Source organism: Gaoshiqia sediminis, from assembly GCF_025907915.1.
In the GTDB taxonomy this organism is placed as follows: Bacteria; Bacteroidota; Bacteroidia; order Bacteroidales; family Prolixibacteraceae; genus Gaoshiqia; species Gaoshiqia sediminis.
This window is the reverse complement of sequence record NZ_JAPAAF010000025.1, coordinates 32134-57181: the sequence shown is the minus strand read 5'-3', so window position 1 is coordinate 57181 and position 25048 is coordinate 32134. Positions and strand designations below refer to the sequence as shown.

Sequence of the window (25048 nt, the reverse complement as noted above, 5' to 3'; positions counted from 1 at the left end):
TATGGAACCATAAACAAACCAACTACAAAATCTAAAATCTCCAAAATCCAGAAAAAGAAAGACCGTCCCAAATTTTGTTTTGAGACGGCCTCTTTGTGTTGTGAAGGGATTAGGCTTAATCGGCGCTTCTGAACATCCAGAACCAGGCAGTTCCCCACGAACCGGAACCCGGTTCGGGCCATGCCAGCGACATCTTGTCTTCGGTGAGTTTCAGAATGTCGTATTCATAAACCGGGGCATTGCCATGGTTGGGCTGCTTACCGGCCAGGACGGTCACATTTTTGGTGAAAAGCTTACCTTTAGCCCAAACAGCATCTCCAGCCATGGTTTTTTGTGTCATATCGAAGGTAAAGCTACCACTCATGGTGTTGCTGCCAGTTTCATTTGATTTGGTCAGCTTGGCACCTTTTACCGAGAACAACATGAAACCATTGGCACCATAATCCGGATCGTTTTCATCCATCGAGGCTTTGTCATTGGTCCACCAGCAGGGGGAATCACATCCCATATAACCGCCATTGCCCCAAACGGCATTGGCTGTTTCGTCCCATACCCATTTTTTCTCTCCGCTACCACACAGCAGTCCCCATTCTTCGGGAACATTAATCAGTGTGTCAACCTGCACGGTCAGCGTTTTGGTGATTGTTGTACCATCGCCGTTCAAGCCGGTGAAAATGATTTCATTGGCGCCTTTCAGTACCAGTTGAACGGTGGATTTGGTCTTGGTTGTAATCCCGTTTCCATAATCCCAAGAGGTAAGACAGCCTACGCCATCACTATTCAGTTCAACGTAGTTCGAATTTTTTCCTTCTACTAATTGTGGTGTTGCAGAGATATCCAGGTCGGCAGCTGTGATCGCGCCCGACATGACATCCCGATCCTCAGCCGGATCACAAGCAACCAAAATTGTTGCTGCAACCAACATTGAGTATATTAACTTTTTATTCATAATTTTTAAGTTAAAATTTAGATTAAAATTCTTCCTATTCATTCCAGCTTACAAATACGGCTGAAGCATCCCATCCCGGGTTTTGTGATAAAACGCCATTCGATAAATCGATTTCGGATTGGGGGATAGGCATGAAACCTTTTGTGGCTTGGTAGCGAGCGGCATAGCCGGCTCCCTGGTCTTTCATGGTGGTTGCTACACCTCGGTTATAAATATCAGAGCCAAGTTGTTGCGATAAGGCATCGCCAGCAATTCCCCAACGACGGATATCGCTCCATCGGGTGCCTTCGAAAGCTAATTCCCAACGCCGTTCGTTGCGAAGGGCTGTTTCGGAGTAGCTTACATCAGGTAGCCCCACACGTGCCCGTACTTCATTCATCCGGGTTGCTGTGCCTGTAAGTTCGGAGTGCATCAGCAACACATCTGAATAACGTATGACGTTCAGGTCGATTTCGTGGGACAACTGGAAGTCGTCACTTTCACCGTCGCCATAGTAATCTTGAGATGAAGTAAAACTGTTGTACAGCGATTTGATGGAGCCATCCGAATTGTATTCTTTCGCAGCAGTTGTGGCAATAATTTTCTTTTGCCAGAAACCGGATTCTTCCATTTGTTTGTCGGCGCCATACACATAGTCTTGGGTTGCCGATCCATCCAAAATTGAGGCTTCACGTCGCGGGTCGGTTGGTTCGGCCGTTTCCCATTCGTTCCAAAGTTTTGGGCTTACCGGTCCGGCACCCCAGCCCTGACCAAACGGGAAAAGGTTTTTATACTGATCAGAACCACCATGGCTTCGGATAGCAAAGTGAAGCATGTATTGGTTTGAGTAACCGATCGTAGTCCCCCAGCTAGCCATATGCGAGCATTTAACCACGAAAACCTGTTCCGGATTTTCGCCGTCTTTAACCCAATCGGGAGCGTCCTGGACGTAGGGATAATCCTTTTTTGAAAGTTTGTTGGAGTATGGCCATAAACTGCGGAAGTCGTCAACCAATTCGTGTCCGCTATTGGCGATACAGTCTTCCAGGGCAGTAATTACTTCATCTTTTGTTACGGAACCGGAAATAGCGCCTTCTTCATCCATCAGGGGAAGAGCTTCTTTGTTGTAGAATCCGGTGTAAAACAGGAATACACGGGCAAGAAGCGCTTCGGCTGCCCACTTGGTTGCATGCCCTTCACCGGAAACGGTTTGGTTCCAGGCTCTGGCAGGCATGATTTCGATTGCTTTTTTCAGGTCAGCAGCAATAAAGGCATAAACCTCTTCGGGAGAAGCCTGTGCCGGATAGAGCTGTGCTTCTGCTACATTTTGGGGAACGCCTGTGATCAGTGGAATATTGCCGAACAACTCAACCAGTTCGTTGTAGAAGAAGGCGCGAAGAAATAATGCTTCTCCCATTAATTGATTTCGCAGGTCCTCATCTTCCACCTTATCCAGGTTGGCAACGGCCATGTTGGCCCGGCTGATGCCAGAATAACGGTCCGACCAGAAGGATTTAAAACGGTCCATGTTGGTGTATAGCAAGTGGTCGAGTACCTGCATGTCTTTATCGTTTTCCCCTCCTCCGCCGAAGCGGTCGTCTGAGGCTAATTCGGCAGCATAAAAGTAAGTGTTCTGAACATTGGCGATCGGTTTGTTCAATGTTGCGTAAACACCGGTAACCAGTTGGATGGCATCGTCAGCTGTAGCCGGATAGTTTCCTTCGTTTTTCTTAACGTAGCTCTCTGAATCGAGGTAGCTTTCGCAACCTGTAAAAAGAAGAGCAGCTGTGGCAATATATAATATGTTTTTCATATGCATACTATCGTTTAAAATTTAAGATTTACACCTACCAAATAAGTTCTTGGGCTTGGATAATAACCTAAGTCAATTCCGGAAACCCAACTTTGATCATATCCGTAGCCGACTTCCGGATCCATTCCTGAGTACCCGGTAAACGTGTAAAGATTTTGAGCAGTTACATACAAGCGGGCTTGACCGAGTGGAATATTTCTGAACAATTTTTTGAAATCGTAGCCTAAGGTTACGTTTTGGATTTTCAGATAATCGCCGTCTTCAATGTAGATGTCCGAAATGTTTTGCCAGTTGGTGTGGCTTCCCGATGTCAAGCGAGGTAGCTTGTTGGAAGTTCCTTCGCCAGTCCAACGGCCAAAAATATCGGTTGTATAATTTTGAAGTGGTGAATCGGCAAATGAACGGTAAGATTTGGCAATTTGCTGTCCAAAAGCACCTGTCCCGGTCAGATTGAAGTCAAACCCTTTATACGAGAAATTGAGGTTGATACCTACGATAAAATCCGGATTCGGATTACCGATCATGGTGCGGTCCTCTTCTGTGATTTTTTCATCGCCGTTTGTGTCAACAAAAATCAGGTCACCAGGCTGTGCTCCGGCATATTTGGCGGTAGTGCTGTTTACCTGTTCCCAGTTTTGGAATACACCAGCCGTTTTATACCCATAGAAATAGCCAATCGGATAGCCAACTTGCGCGCGGTACATTTCAGTTGTTCCCTGGCTTAAAACGTTTCCGTCGCCATGGATAATACCTTCGGCATTCGCGATTCGGGTAACTTCATTCGTGTTGTGCGACAAGTTTAAGGTTGCTCCATAATGAAAATCACCGGCTCTGTCGTTCCAGTTCAAGGCCAACTCGATACCTTTGTTTTCCACATCTCCACCATTAATTGCCGGAGCGTTCAACCCCCAAACAGCTGGAATTGGTGCAGTTACCAGCCAGTCCTTGGTTGTTTTCTTATAAACGTCTAAGGTTACACCCAACCTGGAATTCAGGAAACGAGAGTCTAATCCGATGTTTAGCTGTTCTGAGGTTTCCCAGGTAACATCCGGGTTTGCCAGGATGTCGGCATATCCGCCAACAGTCTGTGTTTTTTTGTCGGATGCGAAGTAGTAACCGTTGCTGGTATCAAAAGCAAACGTTGAAAGGTATTGGAAAGCACTGATTGAAGCATTACCGTTTTGGCCCCAGCTGGCGCGTAATTTCAGGAAGTCCATCCAGTTTTTTGTGCCCTCTAAAAAAGACTCGTTAGTCATTACCCAGCCAGCAGATACCGAAGGGAAATATCCCCAGCGTTTTCCGCGGGCAAAGTTTGTCGAACCATCAGCACGCATAATGATCGAAGCCATGTATGTTTCATCCAGGTTGTAGTTGACACGGCCAAAGAAGGAGGCCAGTGCGCCTTCGCCCCAAGGAGAACCACCGGCACCGCGCTGCGATAATTCGGTTGGTTTGGTATTGTCAACCCAGGCATTGCTGAATGAACCGGGAAAAATGGAGTTTTTACCGCTCGCACTGATATTTGAGCCCATTCCCCATTTTTCAACTGATTGACCGATAACAGCGTCAAAGTTGTGTTGGTTGGCTACCGAAAACCGGTAGGACAGCGTATTGTCAAGGGTTTTGCTGTACCCGGAGCTGGCACTTTGGCTGACTTCATCAATCGTTACATTGGCGTTGTTCGAAAGATGGCGGATACCATCGTATGAACGATAGGCACTTGCATTGAACTTGTAACCAAATTGTGATCTGAATATCAGGTTTTTAATCGGTTGAATTTCAAGATAGGCACTCGTTTGGAGGGCATAGTTTTGCGAAAGGTTTAGCCCCATGCTTGACAAGGCCATGCCTGCAATGGGGTTTCCGGTATTTCCGTCAAAATCCCATCCATTTTCAATTTTATCGTCGTAGTCATAGAAATTTCCCTCGGCATCGTAGTTGGGAAGCAGGGGATTTGCAACTAACAAGTTGTGTACCGAGTTCCAATAGATGTTACCGATGGCAATACCTGATTTGGTGTTCGTGCTGTAGTTCAAGGTTTGGCCAATTTTTATAATGTCCATGCCATTTTCTTTCAACACAACATGGTCGGAGTTAATGCGGGCAGTGTAACGTTCGTAATCGGATTGAACGGGTTTCCCTAAAATACCTTCCTGTGACGCATATGAGAACCCTAATGAAAAGCTGGACTGGTTATTACCCCCTATTAGATTGAAAGCATGGTTTTGCGTGGGAGCCGCCTCGTTGTATGATTCATTCAGCCAGTTAGTTCCTTGCCACGAACCATCCATAATGGAATTGTACAATTCTTCAGGGAGCAGGTTTGCCCAATCATACGCAGGGTTCCCTTCATTAAACCGAACTTCATCCTGAATGGCCATATATTCACGGGCATTCAGAAGTGGCGGTACTTTTGCTAAATATTGCGAGCCATAAAAACCATCATAAGTCAGCTGGAGTTTTCCGGCTTTCCCTCGTTTGGTGGTTACCAGCACTACGCCATTGGCAGCACGGGCACCGTAGATGGCAGCCGAAGCTGCATCCTTCAGTACATCCACGGATTCGATGTCGGATGGGTTTAGTGCATTGATATCGCCACCGGCAACTCCATCAATTACATACAGCGGAGATGCGTTACCGGTAGTCCCCAGACCGCGGATGGTAACTTTAAATCCTTCACCAGGCTGGCCAGAACTTTGGGTGATGTTTACCCCCGGGGTCTGGCTTTGCAGGGCACCCAGTGCACTTACGGTGCTTAATTTCTGAAGAGCTTCGCCGCCTACCTGGACGGTAGCACCGGTTGTTAGTTTCTTTTTCTGCACGCCGTATCCGATGGCCACTACTTCTTCCAAGCCAATGGTTTCGTCTTCCAGTTTCGCATTGATGACGCTTTGGTTGGCCACGGGTACTTCAATGGTTTTCATTCCAACAAACGAAATGACCAGCACCGCGTCGCCCGGCACATTGGGCAGGTTGTAGTTTCCGTCGAAATCGGTAATTGTGCCTGTGGTAGTGCCTTTTACCACTACTGTAGCCCCGGGGACAGGTTCACCGTTTGCCCCGGTAATTTTCCCGGTAACGTTGCGCGGTTGTTGCAGGTTGACACTGGCCATTCCTTCGGTCAGGGCAATTTGCCGTTCATCAATTTTATACCGGATTCCCGTTCCGTTGAAAAGTTGATCCAGCACATCGGAGATTAATTTGTCATTCATGTTGATGGTGACGTTTCTTTCCACGTTGACAAACTGCCCATTGTACATGAAATAGAAATCGGTTTTGTCTTCAATATCCTGAAGTACCTTTCGAATCGTGGTATTCGAGTGGTTAACCGATAAGCGAGTGTTCTGAGAGTAGGTGTTGACGGCAAAAACCTGGGACACCCATAACAGACAGATAGCTAGTGTTATCCTCATAGTTCTCATTAGTTTTAACTTCCATATCTTATTCCATATGGAAATCGTCATTAAATAGTTTTTTTTCATAATTTCGTAAAAATTTGAATGTAACGTTCAAGTTAATTGCGGTCCGTTGCACACTGCTAATGTTCGGGCCGGTAACGAAAAGGAGGTGTTGGCGCATCTCCTTTTTTACTGAAATAGGTTTAATTCATGGGCATTTTGTTTTGTTAGTTAGTTTTTTGATTTGATTAAGATGGTGGGTTTATGGGCCTGAGGGCCAGTTGTTGTAATCTGTTCGCAAGATAGTTGAGAGGTGAATTCAAGCAATTGCAGAATTTGCCCGAGGCTCTCGTTTTTTATGGTGGCTGTATAGGTATAGTTGTTTATTTTGGGATCGTCCACAACGATTTTTACATCGTACCATCTTTCCAGTTTTCGGAAAACGTTTGACATTAACTCATCGCGAAAGATGAGTACGCCATCCATCCAGGAAGTATATTGGTTTATATCTACAGAGGTGATGTTAAATCCTTTGCGCCCTTTGTTGTAAGTGCCCATTTGCCCGGGGTTGAGAGGGATAAATTGTGTAGCATTTTCGTGCATCCCTTCAAAAAGTTTCACCTGTCCTTCTTCCAAAACTACTTCAATAATCGTGTCGTCTTTGTAATTGGAGGCGTTGAAACTGGTGCCGGTAACGCGCAAGCCAATGTCGCCCAGTTGTAAGATGAATGGTTTGCCTGGATTTTTGGCCACTTTAAAATAGGCTTGTCCCCAAAGCCTGACGTCGCGTATTTCGTCTTTGGTCATGTTTTCCGAAAAGGTAACAGACGAGCCGGGATTGAGCCATACCAAAGTCCCGTCGGGGAGTTCCAGTCGTTTGATTTTTCCTTGTGGTGCTGTTACTTCCTGGAGATAGGCAAAGTCTGTGTTTTTTAGCCGAATGTCGAAAAAGAAACCGGCAGAAATCAGCAGGGTAATAATAACCGCAGCCGCTGCACCGGCCAACCAGGGGCTCAAGGTTTTGATAATTCCGGAATCTTTCCGGCCTGGTTTGGTCATCCTTGCTATATTGGTTTGTATTTTTTTCGAATCAATTTCTAAGGAGGGGGCGACAGAAGATTTTTCCCATTTTTGATCCAGCAAATCGCTAACCTCAGCCTGCCCGTCCGCGCTATTGTATTGTTTGAACAAGTTTCTTATATCGTCCGGTTCAAGTTCTTTTCCCTGAAGTAAGTTTTGCAATGGGATAAAGGGGTCGTTGTTTTGGTTCATACTCAAGTTTTATAGAAGCAATACACTTCAACTAAAAAAAACTATGAGCCTGATTGTCGAAAAATTTTAATTTTTTTCGTCCAGGCTTAAAACAACTAAATGTTCACAAACAGTATAAACGTAACCAACACCCCGGATTTCTTCAAGCCGGCGATGAACTGCTGGTTTGCCTTCATCAGATGACTGTCAATCGTTACCAGTGAAATGCTTAGTTTTTGACTGATTTCTTTTCTTGACAAGCCTTCCAGTTTTTGCAGCCTGAATATTTCTTTTCGTTTTGGCGGCATAGTATTGATGATAGCTTCGACAATCAGTTGAGTTTCTTTGAACAGGATTTGCCCGTCGGCACTGTTACTGGTCATTTCTGTAAATATTTCGAAGTTTTTCTCAAAGATGCGCCGGTTGATTTGTTTCCGGTTGTGATTGATAAAAGCATTTTTAGCTATCTTAAACAGGTAGGCTTCAAATGGATAAACTTCGTTGTAGTGGTTGCGGTTTTCCCATACTTTGACAAAAGCCTCCTGCACAATTTCTTCACTGTCGGGTTTTGATTTGGTCAGTCCAAAAATGAACCCGTAAAGACGTTTGTGGTAGATTTCAAAAAGTTTCTCGAATGCCCCGGCATTTCCGCTTTTAAAATCTCTGATTAATTCAATATCATGCTTTTTGGGTGTCAAAAGAAATTTGCTGTCATATTAATTGTAATAAGAACATTAAGACAAATATAACCATTCTGTGATGATTCGAAAATGAGTTTCAATTGATTAGAACGATGCAGGTTATTTAACCTGAATGTTCTTTGTCATTCAGTGAGACCAAATCATTCGTGAATATTTTCAATACGATATTGTTCATTTCATCAAACTGATCTTCCATGCTTTGCAGTAACCGGAACTGTGCATGTGTGCGTACCAAATTGTGGTCCGGGTATTTGATCTTGTAATAGCGGTCACCATCCAGATAGTCCATCAAGAAACGCAGAACTTGTTCGAAGGTGATAAAACGGGCCGAGAAAGCCAGGTAATTAGCTTCGGTTTGAGTTAGGAACGGACTGGCTTCCTCGAGATATCCCCTGGTAAATTCACGGTACAATTGTAAGTCAAGAGAAACGAGATCCAGCCTGGGTTCATCTTCCGCAGCAGTATTGGCATACGAGCGAATGGCATCCCCAAAATCGTTTAGTACCGGACTCTGCAAAACGGTGTCCAGGTCGATCATACACAGTACTTCCCCCTGCTGGTCGAACAGGATGTTACTGATTTTAGTGTCGTTGTGGGTTACCCGTTTGGGGATGGTTCCATTCTCTACCAATGTCCAAAACACCATCATTTCCTCCCTGCGACCCTCAATCCAGTCGATTTCTTCTAAAACCAGGTGCTTTCGCCCAGCGGGGTCGTTTTTCAATACCTCATCCCATTGCCCGAATCGGTGCCGCATGTTATGGAAACCCGGTAAGGTATCGGCCAGTTTTTCGTGGAAATCGGACAGCATGGCCTGAAAACGTCCGATCCCTTTCCCTCCGGAATAGGCAATTCGGGGAGAGTCAACCTTATCGTAAACCAGATGGTCCTCAATAAACAAACAGGCGGTCCAGAAATCCTGGTTCTCATCCAGATAATAATATTGTCCATCGCTGGCGGCAATTAGGGTCATGCTTTCGCGTTGCGGGTCTCCACCCTTCGCTCTAATTTTTTGCTTTAAATGATTGGTTATTTTTAAAATATTGTCCATCATAGCCGGGATGTCCGGAAAGATGGCTTTATTTTTTCGTTGCAATAAATATTTAGCGTGAGTTGGGTTTATCGGATGAACGAGAAACGTATCGTTTATAAAACCTTCGCCCAGCGGGACGACCTGCCCGATTTCATTTTGGGGCATGAATTGGCTGGCTACCTTAAAAAGTTGGTCATTTGTCATATTCAAGAACTTTAGTGTGATTGGTTCTCCCAATCTTTCGGGATAAATTCATTGACTTCATAATTACTCATTCCCACAAAAAAATGCAAACAGAACCTACATGCTTAATAACCCAAAATAGTTGGTTTGCCTATAAAATCAGCTATATTGTTGTGAATGTATTTATTATCAGCGAATAAGTATCGGGGATGCTACTTTTATCCTGGCATACTTCCGGCAGGGAGAATATTTTTGGATTGTGGTTATTGCTATGTTGAGATTTTTTATAGTTTTGCAAACGCAAATGAAATTGCCCAGGTGGTGAAATTGGTAGACACGCCAGCTTGAGGGGCTGGTGCCGGTTTCGGCGTGCAGGTTCGAGTCCCGTCCTGGGCACAACAGCTCATATCAAAAACAATAAAAAGCACTTAAATTCAATGATTTAAGTGCTTTTTGTTTTTGGGGAAATACCCAAAATTTCCATCCAAAACGCTACAAAAAGGGGCAAAATCGAGGCCACAACTTTGACGGACTTTTATGGTCGCGGCAATCCTTGTAATTTATTGACTGTAAACATTTTATTTGATTCACTTTGACCTGTTTTGGGCTTTCTGAAAAGCCCCCAAACGAGTAATTTTAAAGCCGTTCGCGCGACCATTAAGGGATTATTGTAAAGTTATGAGCTATGAGAATTATTATTTCTTTTTTATTGCGAAAAAACAGGGAAACAACAGAAGGGACACTTCCTGTTTATATCCGGTTTACCTACAAGGGAAAACGTGTCGAATTATCTACCGGAATATTTATTCCGCAGGATTACTGGGATGAAAACAAGCAAAGGATAAGAGACAAGGTGCCGGGTTCGAAGGTTTCAAATGAGCGTTTGGACAGAATGAAAACCGAAATTCAGGATATTTTCAATCTTTTACGGTCGACAGGAGAGGATTTTGATGTTAATGATATCAAGTGCAAAATGTTGAATAGGGAAGATTCCAAAGGAGTTCTTTCTGTTTTTGACTATTATTTGGATGCCATTCAGAAGAAACTGAACAGGGGGTATTCCATGGAAACTTACAAGCATTATAAGTCTTCCAGAAAGCGATTGGCTGAGTTTATCAACAAGCGTTTAAAGAAATCGGATATACCTGTCGGGACAATCGATTATAAATTTTTGGATGGTTTTGATGTGTTCATCAAAAAAAGTTTCCAAAACCACCAAAATACAGCCTGGAACTACCACAAGCATCTTCGCCGTGTATTGAATCTGGCGGTTTCAATGGATTATTTGGATAAGAATCCATACGCAAGATTTAAAGTTGGTTTAGAAGAAACACATCGTGAGATACTTACGATGGAAGAGCTCCGGCGAATTGAAAACAAGGAAATTCAGATAGAGCGACTGGGGGCAGTTCGGGATATTTTCGTGTTTGCTTGTTATACCGGATTATCATTTTCAGATATTGCCAAGTTAAAGCACACGCACCTTCGTAAGGGAGATGAAGGTAAAGAGTGGATTATCATTGACCGTTCAAAGACCAATAATCGATGCCGCATCCCTGTTTTACCAAAAGCGAAGGAGATTCTGAATAAGTATGAGTCGTACCCGAAAATACAAAGTAAGGAAGTTCTGTTGCCTGTTTTGACCAATCAAAAGATGAACAGTTATTTGAAGGAGCTTGCTGACATTTGTGGTATTAATAAAAGTATCACGATGCATATTTCTCGCCACACTTTTGCCACTACCGTTACTCTTGGGAACGGTGTTCCAATCGAAACAGTGTCAAAGTTACTTGGACATTCATCATTGAAGACCACTCAGATTTATGCCAGAATTTTGGACAAAAAAATCGCAGAAGATATGGATAAGCTGGAGGAAAAGCTGAAAGATGTTTTGTGATTTCAATAATGGGATACCAAGATTTGAATTATGTGAATCAAGGGGTAAGTTGCTAATTAGATTGCAATAGAGACAGAAGTAAACGTGTTCATCGATATTTTGATGGAAGCACTCCAAATTCTTGTTTAAAATTTTTTCTGAAATGCGGGAGGCTTTGAAAACCCACGTCAGAACAAACTTCCTCAATCGTTTTGCTATTTTCCCTTAACAGAGTTGCCGCTTTTTGCATTCGGAATTTTCGAATAAATTCTCCCGGTCCTTCACCGCTAATTTTTTTAATTTTCCGGTAAAAAGTCACACGACTCATACCCATTTCGCTACTTAAATTATCGATGGAAAAATCCTGATCAGAATAGTGAAGTTCCAAAATATCCAAAACTTTTTCCAGAAAAATTTTATCTGTTTTTTGTAGTGGACGCTTATCCTGCGGAATTAGGATTAAGTTGTCTATGTTTTTTCTGATTTCCTGACGTTTGTTTAGCACGCTGCTTATTCTGGTCAGTAGAAGACTTGGATGAAATGGTTTTTCGATGTAATCATCAATGTTGATCTGGTAACCTTCCATTTTTGAAGATACATCGGTTTTGGCACTAAGGATGATGATGGGAACGAATCTCGTTTCCAACCGTTCCCTGACAGCCTTACAAAATTCAATGCCATCCATCCGTGGCATCATCAAATCAGTAATAATTAAATCCGGAGTGTTATTAGCAATTTTCATTAGTGCATCTTTCCCATTTGCTGCGGTTTTAATATTATAGTATTTCCCGAGCAGTGTTGAGAGAAAGTCAAGTAATTCCGGGTTATCTTCAACCAGTAAGATTTCTTCTCCTAAAAGATTAGTGGATATAATTTCATGTATTGGTAAAGTTTCTGTTTCATGAAGAAAAGGGATCTCTTCATTTTCAGCAATATCTTCTTCATTAAAATGCAGGTTCCCCCATTTAAAGAGTATATGAAAGGAAGTTCCTGATCCGATCTTACTTGTACAGCCGATTTCGGCCTTTTGGATATCAACTAGGGCTTTTACCAAAGAAAGTCCGATTCCGTGGCCGTCGGTTAAATATGAAGTCTCTTTCCCGCGAAAAAAGCCATTGAAAATATTCAATTGATCCTCTTCGGAAATTCCGCGACCTGTATCGGTAATGCGTAGCTCAAGACCCTTTTCCTTTTGAAAAAAGCTCACATGGACAGATCCTTCACTGTCGGTGTATTTGATTGCGTTCGATAATAGGTTGTACAGTATTTTATCCGTTTTGTCTTGATCCAGCCATAGGAAGATTTTTTCTTCACTTTTCTCCAAGCTTAAATGGATGTTTTGGCGGTTAGCCAGTTCCTGAAAGGATTCCAAAATATCACGGGTGAATGAGACAATATCAAGCCGACTGATTGCCAGTTTTAATTCTCCTTTGTCGTATTTCCTGAGATCAATGAATTGGTTTACAAGCCGAAATAACCGTTCGGTACTTCGTTTTACATTTCTGAGTAATAATTGACTTACTCCCTGGTCTTTCAGGGTTTCAAGATTGCCCATGATAATGGTCAAGGGTGTGCGAAACTCATGGGAAACATTGGTGTAAAAATTTAGTTTTGCTTGGTCTGCTTCATGTAGCCTGTTGCTTAGCTCAACCATTTTTTCCTTTTGTGCGATAATCTTATTTTTTTTGTTTTTCAATGGATTGTGTTTGTTCAGCTACCTTGCTCTTCAACTGGTTGTTCCAGCGTTTTATGGCATAAACACGCATCTGAAAAAGTGCAATTCCTAATATCAGCAAGGTCACCACAAGCATTATTTCAAACCATGGCTCTTGCCAGAAAGGAGGAATGATCTCTACGCTAAGGGTTGTCGGCTTGCTCCAGTTTTTACCGTTCAGGCTTGCCTCAACTTCGAAGTCGTAATTGCCTGGGTCTAAGTTGGCAAAAACAGCCCTGTTTTCGTTGTTCGCAGCATACATCCATTCTGGCGATAACCCGTTCAGTCGATATCGGAAATATGTCCTGTCCGGATAATTGAAAGGAAAGGCGTCAAAGGCCAGGGCGAAAGAATTTGGTCCGTAATCCATTTGAAGCAAATTCATTTTTTGAAGTGAAACCGGGAGAATTGTCTTGTCGTTAACTTGATCACCCACACTTATCCGTTGATTATTGAGTGATAGTTGGGTGAGTATGGGCTTTGGTGTAATTTGCTCCCGCTGGAATGTTTGTGGATTGAAATCGATGTAACCATCGTAACCTCCAAAGTAAATAACTCCTTTGTTGTCCTTGTAATAAGCGTCATCCATGAATAAATCATCGGGTAAAAAGCTTTCAAAATGTTTATTGGTAAGAATCATTCTACTGAGTCCTCTATTTGTGCTAAGCCACAAATAATTGGCATCAGCAATGATCCCGTAAACAAGATTGTTTGACAAACCGTCACTTTCGTGGTAGGTCGAAACGACTTTTTCTGTATTCAGATCAAAAGCCAATAATCCTGAGCTACTTGCGATCCATAAAATATCAGCTGTAATTTCAAGTGTGTATAGTTTGCTGTTTGTTAGATAGTTTGGCTCACTATTGAAATTTGTGATTTTATAGTCCGGGCTTAGCTTAAACAAGCCTATATTGTCCAGAATTATCCAATAGTTATTGTTCTTATCCCTAACCATGCTTCGAATCGGAGACAATTGGTTATCTGGAAATGGTAATTCACGAAGCGTCTTTTTTTGAAGATCAACAATTCCAATTCCTTGATTATTGGTAATTGTCAATTTACCGGAATCAAATTCTTTCATAAAATAACACACAGATGGCCATTCCCAACCAAAGGCTAAGGAAACAGCTTCCACGACGTTGTGATCCGAATTATAAATGCAAAGTCCCTGGTTTGTTCCAATCCATAAATTTCCTCTGGAGTCTTCATGTAAAGAGCGGACTCGCGCGATGGGGCTTGTTTTTCCGTTGGGAAAATGAATGTCATTGTACAATATCTGTTGGTTATCTGGAGAGGTACGTACCAGTCCAGAACGGTCGAATCCCACCCATACAGAACCATCTCTGGTTTTACATAGGGATCTGACCGGATCTATTTCCTGGTCTGCTTTCGACAAAACAGATATTTGATGGTGCTTAAATAGATTTTTCTCCCTGCCATAGAGACTTATTCCATATTTTGAAGTTCCAATCCATAAGTTTCCAGCCCGGTCAAAGGCAAGGCTTTTGGCATCTTTCCCATGAAACGAATGATTATTGTATGGATCGTAAGTGAATTTGGAGACATCCTGCACGCCATTTTGATAATGTATCAGAACCAAACCGTCAGACAGTCCCAGCCAGATTTCATCCTTATAGCCAGCAGCAGATATAATTCGTGTATTTTTCAGGGCCTCTTTTAGCCGGTTATTCGTTGTCAATACATCGTTCTTTTTTTGCTTGAGATTAAAAATCAAAACGGAATCAGAACAAACGATCAACAACGAATCATTAAATACCCGGGAGATCGTTTGTACCGGATTACTATAAAGCTGTTGCAGATTTCTGCCTTCTGACAGGGCAGGTGCTAATTGAAAAATTCCTCCTTGTCCCCAATATAAGAGATCATCTTTCCCAAATGTTTGAATAAACCCACCAGAAAAAGGTACATTGTATTTGGTTGTTTTAAGATTAGGTAAATTAAACCGGTAAAGTCCCTTATTGTCCGTAAACCAAAGGCTTGAATTGGATGCAGATACCATGCTTGTGATTAAATTGGTTCTGGCTGGGGAAAAGCATGAGTCCGGGAAAAAAATAAACTTTTCGGTAGAGGCGTCATACAATCTCATCTCTCCTTGTCTGGTAAGGATCCAAATATTACCATTGGGACATGCTGATATCTCATCGATATGACTTTCTTGGAGACTATTGGTGTTTACAGGTGAGGAATGTACGATTTTAAATTCTTTCCCATCAAAGCGGGTAAGCCCTTCCAGCGTACCAACCCAAATGTAGCCCGTTGAGTCAACTATGAGGCTATATACATTATTTTGGGAAAGTCCTTTTCTGGTGTCGAAATGATCAAACCTGGAATTTTGAGCAAGCGAATTCGATATACATGCAATTAATGTCCAAACAAGAACAAATGTGATTTGAGACACCTTCATATCCTCACAATTTATGACAGATCTGAATTTAATGATGTGAAGATAATTGATTGAAACGAAAAAGACCAATATTGAAATAAGAACGACCCTGTTTCGGCTAATTCGCTTTTATTTTTGGGTCGATATCAAGTTAATCATACAAAATTGCCAAGTTGAGAACCCAAAATTTGATAGAGCCCTGGATGATGCATTTTTATCGGATAACCGTTAAGATTTGGAGGTATTTTTTTCGGTTTGGTTTAAATGACTGTGAGAACCATTTTATATATTCACACCTAGTTCAGAAACTAATTCCGATCGATAGATTTGTTACAAATGAACAGGCATATAGACAAAAAATAGTTCGTACAATTTGCTTCGAAATTAAAAAATAATCTGATTGAACGAAAAGCATTTAAATATTGAGCTAATAAACAGGTTAAGGCAGGGAAAGGAAAAAGCATTCCGCTCGGTCTTTAATACTTACTTCGAGTCTTTGGAGGTTTTTGCTAAAGCTTACGTGGGTGATGATGAGATTGCAAAAGATATGGTGCAGGATGTATTTACTAACTTATGGGGCAAAAGAACTACCCTTCCAGATAAAATATATCTCAAAGCATATTTATATCAGGCAACAAGAAACACGTGCCTTAATTACTTAAAGAGGTTAAAGGTACAAGCGAAGTTTGAAAAGCGGACAGTCGACAATTATAATGATTTGCTCCTTAACTATGAAGCACTTTCTCAACTTAATCTTGATACATTGTCTTACGACGAATTATTGGAAACACTGAACAAAGCAATAAACCAGTTACCTGAAAAGTGCAGGGAAGTTTTTGAGCTTAGTCGTTATGAAGGAATGAAAAATCGCGAAATCGCAGAAATGTTAAATATTTCAGTTAAAGCAGTTGAAGGGCATATCTCCAAAGCCTTAAGGCAATTAAAAGACCAACTGAAAACACATTACTCTTCAGGGATAATACTTTTTTTATTAGCAAGGGAAAGATATTTATAGTATGCATTTCTAACCACCAGTCTTATCTGTTTTTTCATTTCGTGAACTAGGGTAAAAACAAGTTTTGTTGTTTTAGCAGTAGTAAGATAAAAATGAACAAAGGTAGGATTATGGTATATGTTACAGGTAACTTAACCAATCACGAGGGTTACTCTGGCATGTAAAAAATAATAGCTATTAAATAAGTACGATTAAATCAAACGGCAATGGTTGGCATTTATCCATGGCTGGTTATCAAATCTTAATTATTATGAAGAGTAAAAATTTCATCTATCCTATTGTTTTAATTTTAGCAGCATTAGGAAATTGGCAATGTCATTTTGATAAAAATGATCAAAAAACAGAACCAGATAAATCAGATTGGGTATGGTTATTTCACGGCACCTCAACAGATGCCTGGCAGGACACTCAATCGGGAATGTTTCCGGCTGAGGGATGGAAAGTCAGTGACAATGAACTGACGGTTTTGGCTGAAACGGATTCCACTCCAGCCGGGCATGACATAATTTCCAGAGAGAAATACTCCAATTTCGAATTGGAACTGGAAATTAAATTAACAGAAGGCGCAAACAGTGGCATCAAATATTTTGTATCCGATCAATATCCGGATTCAAAGGGGAAATACCTGGGGCTTGAGTATCAATTGATAGATGATGAGAGGCATGATGATGCCAAATTAGGGCAGGAGGGAAACCGGACCATGGCATCTCTGTACGATTTAATTCCGGCTTCAAAGAGCAAAGAAGTTAATTCTCCCGGAACATGGAATAAAGTCCGGATTGTGGTCGACGGTGCGAAGGTTGAACATTGGTTGAATGGTCAAAAAGTATTGGAGTTCGATAGGTTTAGCGATTCTTACAGGCAATTGGTTGCGTTAAGTAAATATAAAAATTATAAGAATTTCGGTGAATTGAATGAAGGACATATCCTTCTCCAGGGGCATAAAGATGAGGTATCTTTTCGCTCAATTAGAATCAGAACAAGGTAAATTAACCTTTAAACGAAATAATTATGAGTAACAATCGTAGAGACTTTATGAAAAAAATGGCAATAGGGACAACCGGAGTAATCGTAGGATCTCCTCTGATTTCAACAGGCAATATAATCGGTGCGAATGAGCGGGTACGAGTTGCTGTTATGGGGGTGAGGAGTAGGGGGAAGTCCCTGGCGAGAACTTTGTCAGGCTTGAAAAATGCCGAAATTGTTTATATGTGTGATGTTGAGCAAAATGCCTTGAAAGATGGCATCAACACCGTTCAAAAAATTACAGGAAAGGCACCAGTTGGGGTGGAAGATTTTAGGAAAGTGCTTGATGATAAAACGATTGATGCCCTGGTGATCGCAGCACCTGACCATTGGCATGCACCGGCGACCATATTGGCATGTAATGCAGGTAAGCATGTCTATGTTGAGAAACCCTGCAGCCATAACCCAAGGGAAGGTGAACTGATGATCCAGGTTGCAAAAAAGTACAACCGCCTTGTTCAGATGGGTACGCAAAGGCGTTCTTGGCGTGTAATCCGGGAGGCGATGGATATGTTGCACAGTGGACGTATTGGGAAGGTATATTTTGCCAAAGCCTGGTATGCCAACGATCGTGAACCTATTGGAATTGGAAAGGTGATCCCTGTGCCGGACAGCCTGAACTATGAATTATGGCAGGGGCCTGCACCACGAGTCCCATACAAGGACAATCTTATTCCTTACAATTGGCATTGGCACTGGCATTGGGGAACGGGTGAGGCGCTGAATAACGGGACTCATGAGTTGGATTTGGTCCGTTGGGGCTTTAATGCCGACTATGCTACCAAAGTAAGTTCTACTGGGGGACGGTACCATTATAATGACGACTGGGAAACGCCGGATACCCAAATTATCAATTTTGAATTTGGAGATGATAAATCGGCCATGTGGGAAGGCCGCAGTTGTAATGGTCGACCTGTTGAGGGAAGCGGAAGAGGCGTAGTGTTTTATGGAACAGATGGATCCATGTTTACAGATGGAGGCAATAAATTCCAGATTTTCGATAAAAACCATAAGCTGGTTGACGAAATTAAAGAAGGTGAAGACATTAATGTGTTAGATACGACCAGCCCTTCGGGAAATTTGGATGAAGGGCATTTATACAACTTTCTTGATGCTATACGTACAGGTGCCAGGCTAAATGCTGAGATTGAAACCGGACATAAGAGTGTTCTTCTTTGCCAGTTGGGCAATATCGCGCAACGAACAGGGCGGATATTAAATATTGATCAAAACAATGGTCATATACTCAATGATGCTCAGGCAATGGAATACTGGTCAAGAACATACGAACCTGGATGGGAACCAAAAATATAATAGAGAATACAACAAATCCGGGTTCGTCGAAACCGGATTTGTTGTATTATGACACTTTTAGTGATAATTTATGATTTGGAAATTCTTTTTTTTTAAAATTTGAACTAGGGTAAAAACAAGTTTCGTTGTTTTAGTTTTAGGAAGTAAAAAATATGGAAAAGGATAAAATAATATCATACATTACTGGCCAAATCACCGATCAGAAAGAAAAAGCGGAGGTTCGCCGTTGGATAAATGAGAGCAATGCCAATAAGCAGATGTTTATCCAGTTAAAGAATGCGTACGCTTTAACCAGGAAAAGCAGCGGAATAACCGATGTCGAAGAGGAGTATTTGAAGTTACAGAGCAAAGTTCCTTTCCGCACCAGACGGCTGATCACTGAAATCTTCAAATATGCCGCTGTTATAATTTTAACTTTTGGTATTACCTGGAGCATTCAGAAGAATTATTTTAATGGTCAGCATGCTGAATCAATGCAGATGAATGAAGTGATCTGTCCCGCAGGACAGATTACCGAACTCGTTCTGTCCGATGGTTCCAAAGTATGGTTAAATGCTGAATCCCGGATTTCTTACCCATCCCATTTTAACACGAAACAACGCTCGGTTCAATTGACTGGGGAAGCTTTTTTTGAGGTAAAGAAAGATGCAGAAAGGCCGTTTCTTGTAAAAACACGATCGATAAATATCAAGGTATTGGGTACCAGCTTTAATGTTGATGCTTATGAAAAAGATCAAATTGAAAAAATCACATTGGTAGAAGGAAAAGTAGAATTGCAAAATAAATCAGGGACAAGGATTACTGAGATGTTTCCCGGGCAATTAGCAAGGTACGATCGAAATAATAAGAAAATTCATTTCTCTGAAGTGGATACCCGTTTTTTCTCCTCCTGGAAAGAAGGAAAGATGACATTCTTCAATGAGCCTTTGGTGATGATAGCGATGAAATTAGAACGGTGGTACAATGTGAAAATTACATTTGCCAGTGAAGAAATAAAATCGTACCGTTTTTCCGGCACAATCCTTAAATATAAGCCAATAGATCAAATATTACAGGTTGTTAAACTCTCTTCTCTAATTGACTATAAGATTAATGTGAATCCGGAAGATAGAAATGAAATTATATTAACCAAAATTGACTAGCTAAACAAAACCTAATTGCTTATGGAAAGACTGACTCCCAAAAAAGACCGGCATTAGCACCAACTAATACCGGTTGATTTTGTCCCCATGATAAAGCGCTAACCCAACATGGGAAATTTGATAACAACCTGGTAATCCCAGGTCATTATTAACATCTAAATTTCAAATTTATGAAAAAAAACCTAACGAAATGCATCCCTGATTTTGGATGCAGAAAACTAATTCGAATTATGAAACTGACAATTATTTTCTTAATGATTGGAATAGTGGCATTTAGCTCTGAAAGCTATTCGCAGTCTCAGCGCCTTAATTTGGATATGAAAAATGCGCAAATAGTTGATGTCTTAAATGCGATTGAACAGCAAAGCGAATTCTATTTTTTCTTCAAAAACGATGAAATTAGTGGTGTTCAGAAGGTTAATGCTCAATTTCAGAACGAAACGATTGATAAAATTCTGTCCCAAATATTGAATAATACAGGTCTGAGTTATAAAATTGTGGATAGGTATATTGTCATTAGCCCAAGTACTGATTCAACCGGAAGTCAACAGATAGATATCCAAAAGGTCCTGGGAAAAGTCACTGACACTTCCGGAGCTCCTATACCTGGTGTCGCTGTATTAGTTAAAGGTACAACCCAGGGAACCATTACTGACGCTGATGGGAATTATACTCTTTCAAATGTTCGTGGTGACGCTTCATTGGTTTTTTCATTTGTTGGAATGAAAGCCCAGGAAATTCCTGTTGCAGGAAAAAACACGCTCAATGTTATATTGGAGGCAGAAACCATTGGAATTGAGGAGGTGGTTGCTATAGGCTATGGGACGATGAGAAAAAGTGATTTAACAGGTTCGGTTTCACAGATTGGGGAATCATCTGTTATACAGCGTTCAACAACCTCGCTTACAGATGCATTGCAAGGCGCGTCGGCTGGATTGAATGTTGGTCAGGTAAATACAGTTGGAGGGCAACCGTCAATCACCATCCGGGGGAGAACTTCCATTTCAGGTGTGCAAAATCCATTAATTGTATTAGATGGCGTTATCTTCCGGGGCAGATTAATAGACATCAATCCGAATGATATCAGTACAATTGATGTTTTAAAGGATGCAAGCTCGACTGCTATTTACGGTTCGCAGGCTACAAATGGCGTTATTATTGTTACTACGAAGACAGCAAAAGCAAGTAAAAAGCCAATAATAAACTATACTTGTAGTTATTCTTTTCAGGAACCCAGCAAAAATTTTGAAACGGAAAGCCCCGAAGAATTCCTTCAACGGGTTGAAGCTGCATATTTTTTTGATAGTCGGACAGAGGAATCGGGCTATCTTGAACCGAATGGAACCTGGGACATAACTACTATTTTCCCGACACCGGAACAGCTTGATGCTTATTCAAACAATAAGCCGACAGATTGGTACAATCTCCTCACTAATGATAATATGTTCGCATTTACGCATAATTTATCGATGGCAAACCGAAATGAAACAAGCGGATATTTTATTTCAATGGGATATACCGAGCAGCAGGGCTACATGGTAAACGACGATTATAACAGATGGAATGCAAGGATTAATATTGATAATTCATTGACTGATTGGATGAAAATTGGTGTCCAGTCTTTTTTCACTTCGAGCGATTATTCTGGTTTAAACATTGCTCCTTCCCAGATTTATAATCATGCTCCTTTTGCTCCTGCATACAATGAGGACGGCTCTTATGTCACATCACCCAATAGTACAACGATAAATCCATTGTATGTAATGGAAGCTGACAATCTAGATAAAAATATTAATCTTTTTGGAAATATCTATGCGGACATTAACATCCCATTTATCAAGGGACTATCTTTTAGAACAAACTTTGGAACAAATTATTATACGACAAGTGATTATACTTTTCAAACTTATGCGGATAGCTTTATTGGGCGTGGAGCCAAGAGTGAGGGAAGACGTACAGAATGGTCAAATGATAATATTCTTACCTATAAAAGAAGTTTCAATGAAAAACATGACGTGAATATAATGGCGGGGTATGGTCGTGAAAAAAGGGAATACACATCAACTACAGCTACAGCAACAGGTTTTAATTCACATGTTCTAGGGTATAATAATTTACAGGCAGGAACTGCTGAGTTACAAACAGCAGCTTCAGATGCATGGTTGGAATCATCTCTTTATTATATGGGGAGAATTCATTACAGATATGATGATAAATACCTATTCACCGGCACTATTCGGAGAGATGGTTTTTCAGGTTTTAGCGAAAAGCATAAATATGGAGTATTTCCCTCCGTTGCTTTAGCTTGGGATGCTTCAAAAGAAACATTTTTAAAAGATAATTTGCTCCGAGAATTTGATCAGTTTAAAATTAGAGTATCATACGGAGCAAATGGAAACCGGACTATTGGACGTTATCAAACCCTAGCAAAAGTGGGAGACGGTTACAGGTATGTAGATGCTGATGGTGTCTCGCTTTATGCAAAGGATATTGCTACCCTGGCAAGTCCAAATCTAAAATGGGAAACTACTACGGGGATTAATTTCGGACTAGATTATTCCGTATTGAACAGCCGTTTGAGCGGCTCAATAGAATATTATAGTAATAATACCACGGATCTCCTATATAATGTTGATATTCCCGGAATTTCAAGATTTCAAACTTTCCCGGACAATTTGGGTAAACTGCACAACAATGGTATCGAACTTGCAGTTTCGTCGGTAAATATCAATAAGTCGGATTTTAAATGGACATCCCAATTTAATTTTTCAAGAGTTCGCGATGAACTAAAAGAACTCCTTGGTTTTGATAACGATGGCGACGGGAAAGAAGATGATTTGGTTTCCGAGGGCCTGTTCATCGGAGAATCTTTAGGGACCATTTACACTTACTATACGAATGGGGATATTTGGCAATTTGGTGATGAAATTCCTGCTACCGCAGATGTTGGTAGTTATAAAATTGAGGATTTTAAAGAGGATGGGGTGATAGACCCTGATGACAGAAAGATCATTGGTTATAATGAACCATCATATCGATTTAGTATTGGGAATGATTTTACCTATAAAAACTGGGAGCTCTCCATTTTTATCAATTCTGTTCAGGGAAGTGATAAATATTATTTAGGTCAGGATGAGTTTGATTTTATTTATCCAAATTCAACCGCTTGGAATCGGGACCTCTTTCCCCGGAATATGGATTTTTGGCTGCCGGAAAATCCGGATGCAAGGTATGAACGATTGGGGGTTGAAATAGCAGGAGGCATAAAAGCCTGGCACTATATTCCAAGGAGTTTTATCCGGCTCCAGGATGTAAATTTAGCATACGACTTTAAATCCAATTTTTTAAATAAATACCATATTCAGAGCCTACGCTTGTATTTTCATGGAAAAAATCTTTATACCTGGACAAAGTGGCCCGGGTGGGATCCTGAAACAGGAGAAGGTATAACACGGTCCGGAAGACCAGTTACGAGAAGTTTTACATTTGGTATTGATGTTAAATTTTAAATCTTACTAAAATGAAAAATATTAAAATTCTATTTATATTAGCTATTACTGTTCTTTTTTCATGCGATGATAAAGAATTCTTAGAAGAAGTTCCATTAAGTATTTATACGCCTGAAAATTCTTTTATTACACCTTCGGATTTTGAAGCGGGAATTAATAATTTATACCATTCATTTCGTCTTGGTCTTTATACTACAGATAACGATTTCGCAACTCCTCCCCGTTCAAAAGTAGAAGGTACGGATTTAACGGGATGGTCGCAAAATGCAGGCAATTACCCGGATCAATTAACGCCTACAAGTGGATTTGTTTATAGTTCTTACTGGCAACCTGCTTATAAAATTATATATCAAGCCAATGTAATTGTTGGATATTCCGATTCTGAAGAAGCAGAATTAACTGAACAGGAAAAACTGGAGATTCAGGCTGAAGCAAGATTCTTTCGGGGGTATATGTTTAAACTATTAGCAAATTTTTATGGTGGTGTACCCATTGTTCTGGAAGAAACAAAAGAACCCAAAAGGGACTATGTCAGGGCATCCCGGGCAGAAGTTTATGAGCAGAGTGTTGCTGATTTAAAGTTTGCGGCTGAAAATTTGCCTGGAATAAGTGAGGTTGCCAGTTATCGCATAAGTAACCTGGTAGCTTATCATGCCCTGGCAGAAGCATATATCTGTCTGAAACAATGGGATAATGCTATCCAGGCTGCAAGTGTAGTTATTGATGATCCAAACACTTCATTAATGACCGAAAGATTTGGAGCTCGTATGGATGACGAGTTTATACCTGAGATACCATGGGCAAATGGAGGAGACGTTTATTGGGATTTATTCCGGGATGGAAACTTCAACCGATCGGCTGGTAACACAGAGGCCCTCTGGGTAGTTCAGTTCGATTATTATGCTCAGGGAGGAAGTAATGGCGGTACCAGGTGGGAAACCTGGGCAAATCCACAGTTATATAATCTACAAGTGCTTAATAATAATGGTAAAGCGATAAAATTAATTCCAAGTGTAAATACCTATTATGGAGGAAGAGGAAACGGACACATCAATTGTAGTGAGTATTTCTTAACACAAATTTGGAATGATAGTGGTTTTGATCAGGATATCAGAAATTCAGATCATAACATTATCCGCGATTTTAAGGTGAATAATCCAGCCTCAGATCATCATGGGAAATGGATATATGCAGACAACCTAAATCTTAAAATCAATAATCAAAATCGAGTGGTTTTCCCGCTAATTGCCAAAGTAAGTAGCATGGGAGACCATCCCAAGGATTTATGGCTTGAGGATCAGACAGTTGTGGGGAGTATGATATCACAGGGACCGTTGGCAAATACGACATATCATGATGAGTATCAAATAAGATTAGCTGAAACTTACCTTGTAAGGGCAGAAGCTTATTTGGGCAAAAACGATCTGGTAAAAGCAGCAGCTGACATAAATGTCATACGTAGCCGGGCACAAGCTCCGGCGATTGAAGCTTCGGACGTTGACCTGGACTATATTCTGGACGAAAGGGCCAGGGAACTATATGGTGAGGAAAACCGCATGGAAACCTTGTTAAGATTAGGCTTACTTGTCGAAAGAAACAACAAATATAATCCTCAATTCGATTTTTACGATCATCAGAATCTTTGGCCAATTCCATTTGGTGAAATTGAAAAGAATACGGAAGCTGTTCTGGAACAAAATCCTGGTTACTAAAGATCACCATTCTAAGTAGTAAATTTTTA

General features: G+C 41.0%; 15 protein-coding genes and 1 tRNA gene. 8 read left to right on the top strand and 8 right to left on the bottom strand.

The window, feature by feature from the left end:
- Nucleotides 1-115: 115 nt before the first annotated feature.
- The 6 genes from N2K84_RS14495 to N2K84_RS14470 all read right to left on the bottom strand — a co-directional run bounded on the left by N2K84_RS14495 (nucleotide 116) and on the right by N2K84_RS14470 (nucleotide 9328).
- Entirely contained in the window at nucleotides 116-949 is an 834-nt protein-coding gene (locus N2K84_RS14495) for a hypothetical protein (protein ID WP_282592541.1), read from the bottom strand.
- A 34-nt stretch (nucleotides 950-983) separates the two neighbouring features.
- A complete protein-coding gene (locus N2K84_RS14490; protein WP_282592540.1) occupies nucleotides 984-2741 on the bottom strand; it encodes a RagB/SusD family nutrient uptake outer membrane protein in 1758 nt (585 codons plus the stop codon).
- A 14-nt stretch (nucleotides 2742-2755) separates the two neighbouring features.
- The gene (locus N2K84_RS14485) at nucleotides 2756-6154 is read right to left on the bottom strand and encodes a TonB-dependent receptor (protein ID WP_282592539.1); all 3399 of its coding nucleotides are present in this window, start codon (nucleotides 6152-6154) and stop codon (nucleotides 2756-2758) included.
- A gap of 216 nt (nucleotides 6155-6370) precedes the next feature.
- On the bottom strand, nucleotides 6371-7411 hold the full coding sequence (locus tag N2K84_RS14480) for a FecR family protein (protein WP_282592538.1): 1041 nt from the start codon (nucleotides 7409-7411) through the stop codon (nucleotides 6371-6373).
- A gap of 95 nt (nucleotides 7412-7506) precedes the next feature.
- Nucleotides 7507-8088 (bottom strand): RNA polymerase sigma factor, encoded by a 582-nt coding sequence (locus N2K84_RS14475; RefSeq protein ID WP_282592537.1) that lies wholly within the window; start codon nucleotides 8086-8088, stop codon nucleotides 7507-7509.
- A gap of 106 nt (nucleotides 8089-8194) precedes the next feature.
- A complete protein-coding gene (locus N2K84_RS14470; RefSeq protein WP_282592536.1) occupies nucleotides 8195-9328 on the bottom strand; it encodes a phosphotransferase enzyme family protein in 1134 nt (377 codons plus the stop codon).
- 291 nt (nucleotides 9329-9619) lie between these two features.
- Between N2K84_RS14470 and N2K84_RS14465 the strand changes: the two genes are divergently transcribed.
- Nucleotides 9620-9703 (top strand) — tRNA-Leu (locus tag N2K84_RS14465).
- A 289-nt stretch (nucleotides 9704-9992) separates the two neighbouring features.
- Nucleotides 9993-11204 (top strand): site-specific integrase, encoded by a 1212-nt coding sequence (locus N2K84_RS14460; protein ID WP_282592535.1) that lies wholly within the window; start codon nucleotides 9993-9995, stop codon nucleotides 11202-11204.
- Between the two features lie 88 nt (nucleotides 11205-11292).
- Here N2K84_RS14460 and N2K84_RS14455 read toward each other — a convergent pair whose 3' ends face one another.
- Together N2K84_RS14455 and N2K84_RS14450 are read right to left on the bottom strand one after the other, a co-directional pair.
- Nucleotides 11293-12879 (bottom strand): hybrid sensor histidine kinase/response regulator transcription factor, encoded by a 1587-nt coding sequence (locus N2K84_RS14455; RefSeq protein WP_282592534.1) that lies wholly within the window; start codon nucleotides 12877-12879, stop codon nucleotides 11293-11295.
- Entirely contained in the window at nucleotides 12860-15322 is a 2463-nt protein-coding gene (locus tag N2K84_RS14450; RefSeq protein ID WP_282592533.1) for a ligand-binding sensor domain-containing protein, read from the bottom strand. The genes N2K84_RS14455 and N2K84_RS14450 overlap by 20 nt, the downstream gene beginning before the upstream one ends.
- Before the next feature lie 379 nt (nucleotides 15323-15701).
- Between N2K84_RS14450 and N2K84_RS14445 the strand changes: the two genes are divergently transcribed.
- The 6 genes from N2K84_RS14445 (at nucleotide 15702) to N2K84_RS14420 (ending at nucleotide 25019) form a co-directional block, all read left to right on the top strand.
- Complete coding sequence (locus N2K84_RS14445; protein ID WP_282592532.1) at nucleotides 15702-16316, top strand: RNA polymerase sigma-70 factor; 615 nt, start codon at nucleotides 15702-15704, stop codon at nucleotides 16314-16316.
- Between the two features lie 250 nt (nucleotides 16317-16566).
- Nucleotides 16567-17304 (top strand): 3-keto-disaccharide hydrolase, encoded by a 738-nt coding sequence (locus N2K84_RS14440; protein ID WP_282592531.1) that lies wholly within the window; start codon nucleotides 16567-16569, stop codon nucleotides 17302-17304.
- Nucleotides 17305-17327: 23 nt separating this feature from the next.
- The gene (locus tag N2K84_RS14435) at nucleotides 17328-18656 is read left to right on the top strand and encodes a Gfo/Idh/MocA family protein (RefSeq protein WP_282592530.1); all 1329 of its coding nucleotides are present in this window, start codon (nucleotides 17328-17330) and stop codon (nucleotides 18654-18656) included.
- 152 nt (nucleotides 18657-18808) lie between these two features.
- Nucleotides 18809-19798 (top strand): FecR family protein, encoded by a 990-nt coding sequence (locus N2K84_RS14430; protein WP_282592529.1) that lies wholly within the window; start codon nucleotides 18809-18811, stop codon nucleotides 19796-19798.
- Between the two features lie 230 nt (nucleotides 19799-20028).
- Nucleotides 20029-23307, top strand: a complete 3279-nt coding sequence (locus N2K84_RS14425; protein WP_282592528.1) for a TonB-dependent receptor — start codon at nucleotides 20029-20031, stop codon at nucleotides 23305-23307.
- Nucleotides 23308-23318: 11 nt separating this feature from the next.
- Nucleotides 23319-25019, top strand: a complete 1701-nt coding sequence (locus tag N2K84_RS14420; protein WP_282592527.1) for a RagB/SusD family nutrient uptake outer membrane protein — start codon at nucleotides 23319-23321, stop codon at nucleotides 25017-25019.
- Nucleotides 25020-25048: the final 29 nt, after the last annotated feature.

Excerpts from the sequence above, each read along its gene's own strand:
- N2K84_RS14420 (WP_282592527.1), top strand. The coding sequence starts at position 23,319 with ATGAAAAATATTAAAATTCTATTTATATTAGCTATTACTGTTCTTTTT.
- N2K84_RS14425 (WP_282592528.1), top strand. The coding sequence starts at position 20,029 with ATGAAACTGACAATTATTTTCTTAATGATTGGAATAGTGGCATTTAGC.
- N2K84_RS14470 (WP_282592536.1), bottom strand. The coding sequence starts at position 9,328 with ATGACAAATGACCAACTTTTTAAGGTAGCCAGCCAATTCATGCCCCAA.
- N2K84_RS14440 (WP_282592531.1), top strand. The coding sequence starts at position 16,567 with ATGAAGAGTAAAAATTTCATCTATCCTATTGTTTTAATTTTAGCAGCA.
- N2K84_RS14480 (WP_282592538.1), bottom strand. The coding sequence starts at position 7,411 with ATGAACCAAAACAACGACCCCTTTATCCCATTGCAAAACTTACTTCAG.
- N2K84_RS14495 (WP_282592541.1), bottom strand. The coding sequence starts at position 949 with ATGAATAAAAAGTTAATATACTCAATGTTGGTTGCAGCAACAATTTTG.
- N2K84_RS14460 (WP_282592535.1), top strand. The coding sequence starts at position 9,993 with ATGAGAATTATTATTTCTTTTTTATTGCGAAAAAACAGGGAAACAACA.
- N2K84_RS14430 (WP_282592529.1), top strand. The coding sequence starts at position 18,809 with ATGGAAAAGGATAAAATAATATCATACATTACTGGCCAAATCACCGAT.
- N2K84_RS14490 (WP_282592540.1), bottom strand. The coding sequence starts at position 2,741 with ATGAAAAACATATTATATATTGCCACAGCTGCTCTTCTTTTTACAGGT.
- N2K84_RS14450 (WP_282592533.1), bottom strand. The coding sequence starts at position 15,322 with ATGAAGGTGTCTCAAATCACATTTGTTCTTGTTTGGACATTAATTGCA.
- N2K84_RS14435 (WP_282592530.1), top strand. The coding sequence starts at position 17,328 with ATGAGTAACAATCGTAGAGACTTTATGAAAAAAATGGCAATAGGGACA.
- N2K84_RS14485 (WP_282592539.1), bottom strand. The coding sequence starts at position 6,154 with ATGAGGATAACACTAGCTATCTGTCTGTTATGGGTGTCCCAGGTTTTT.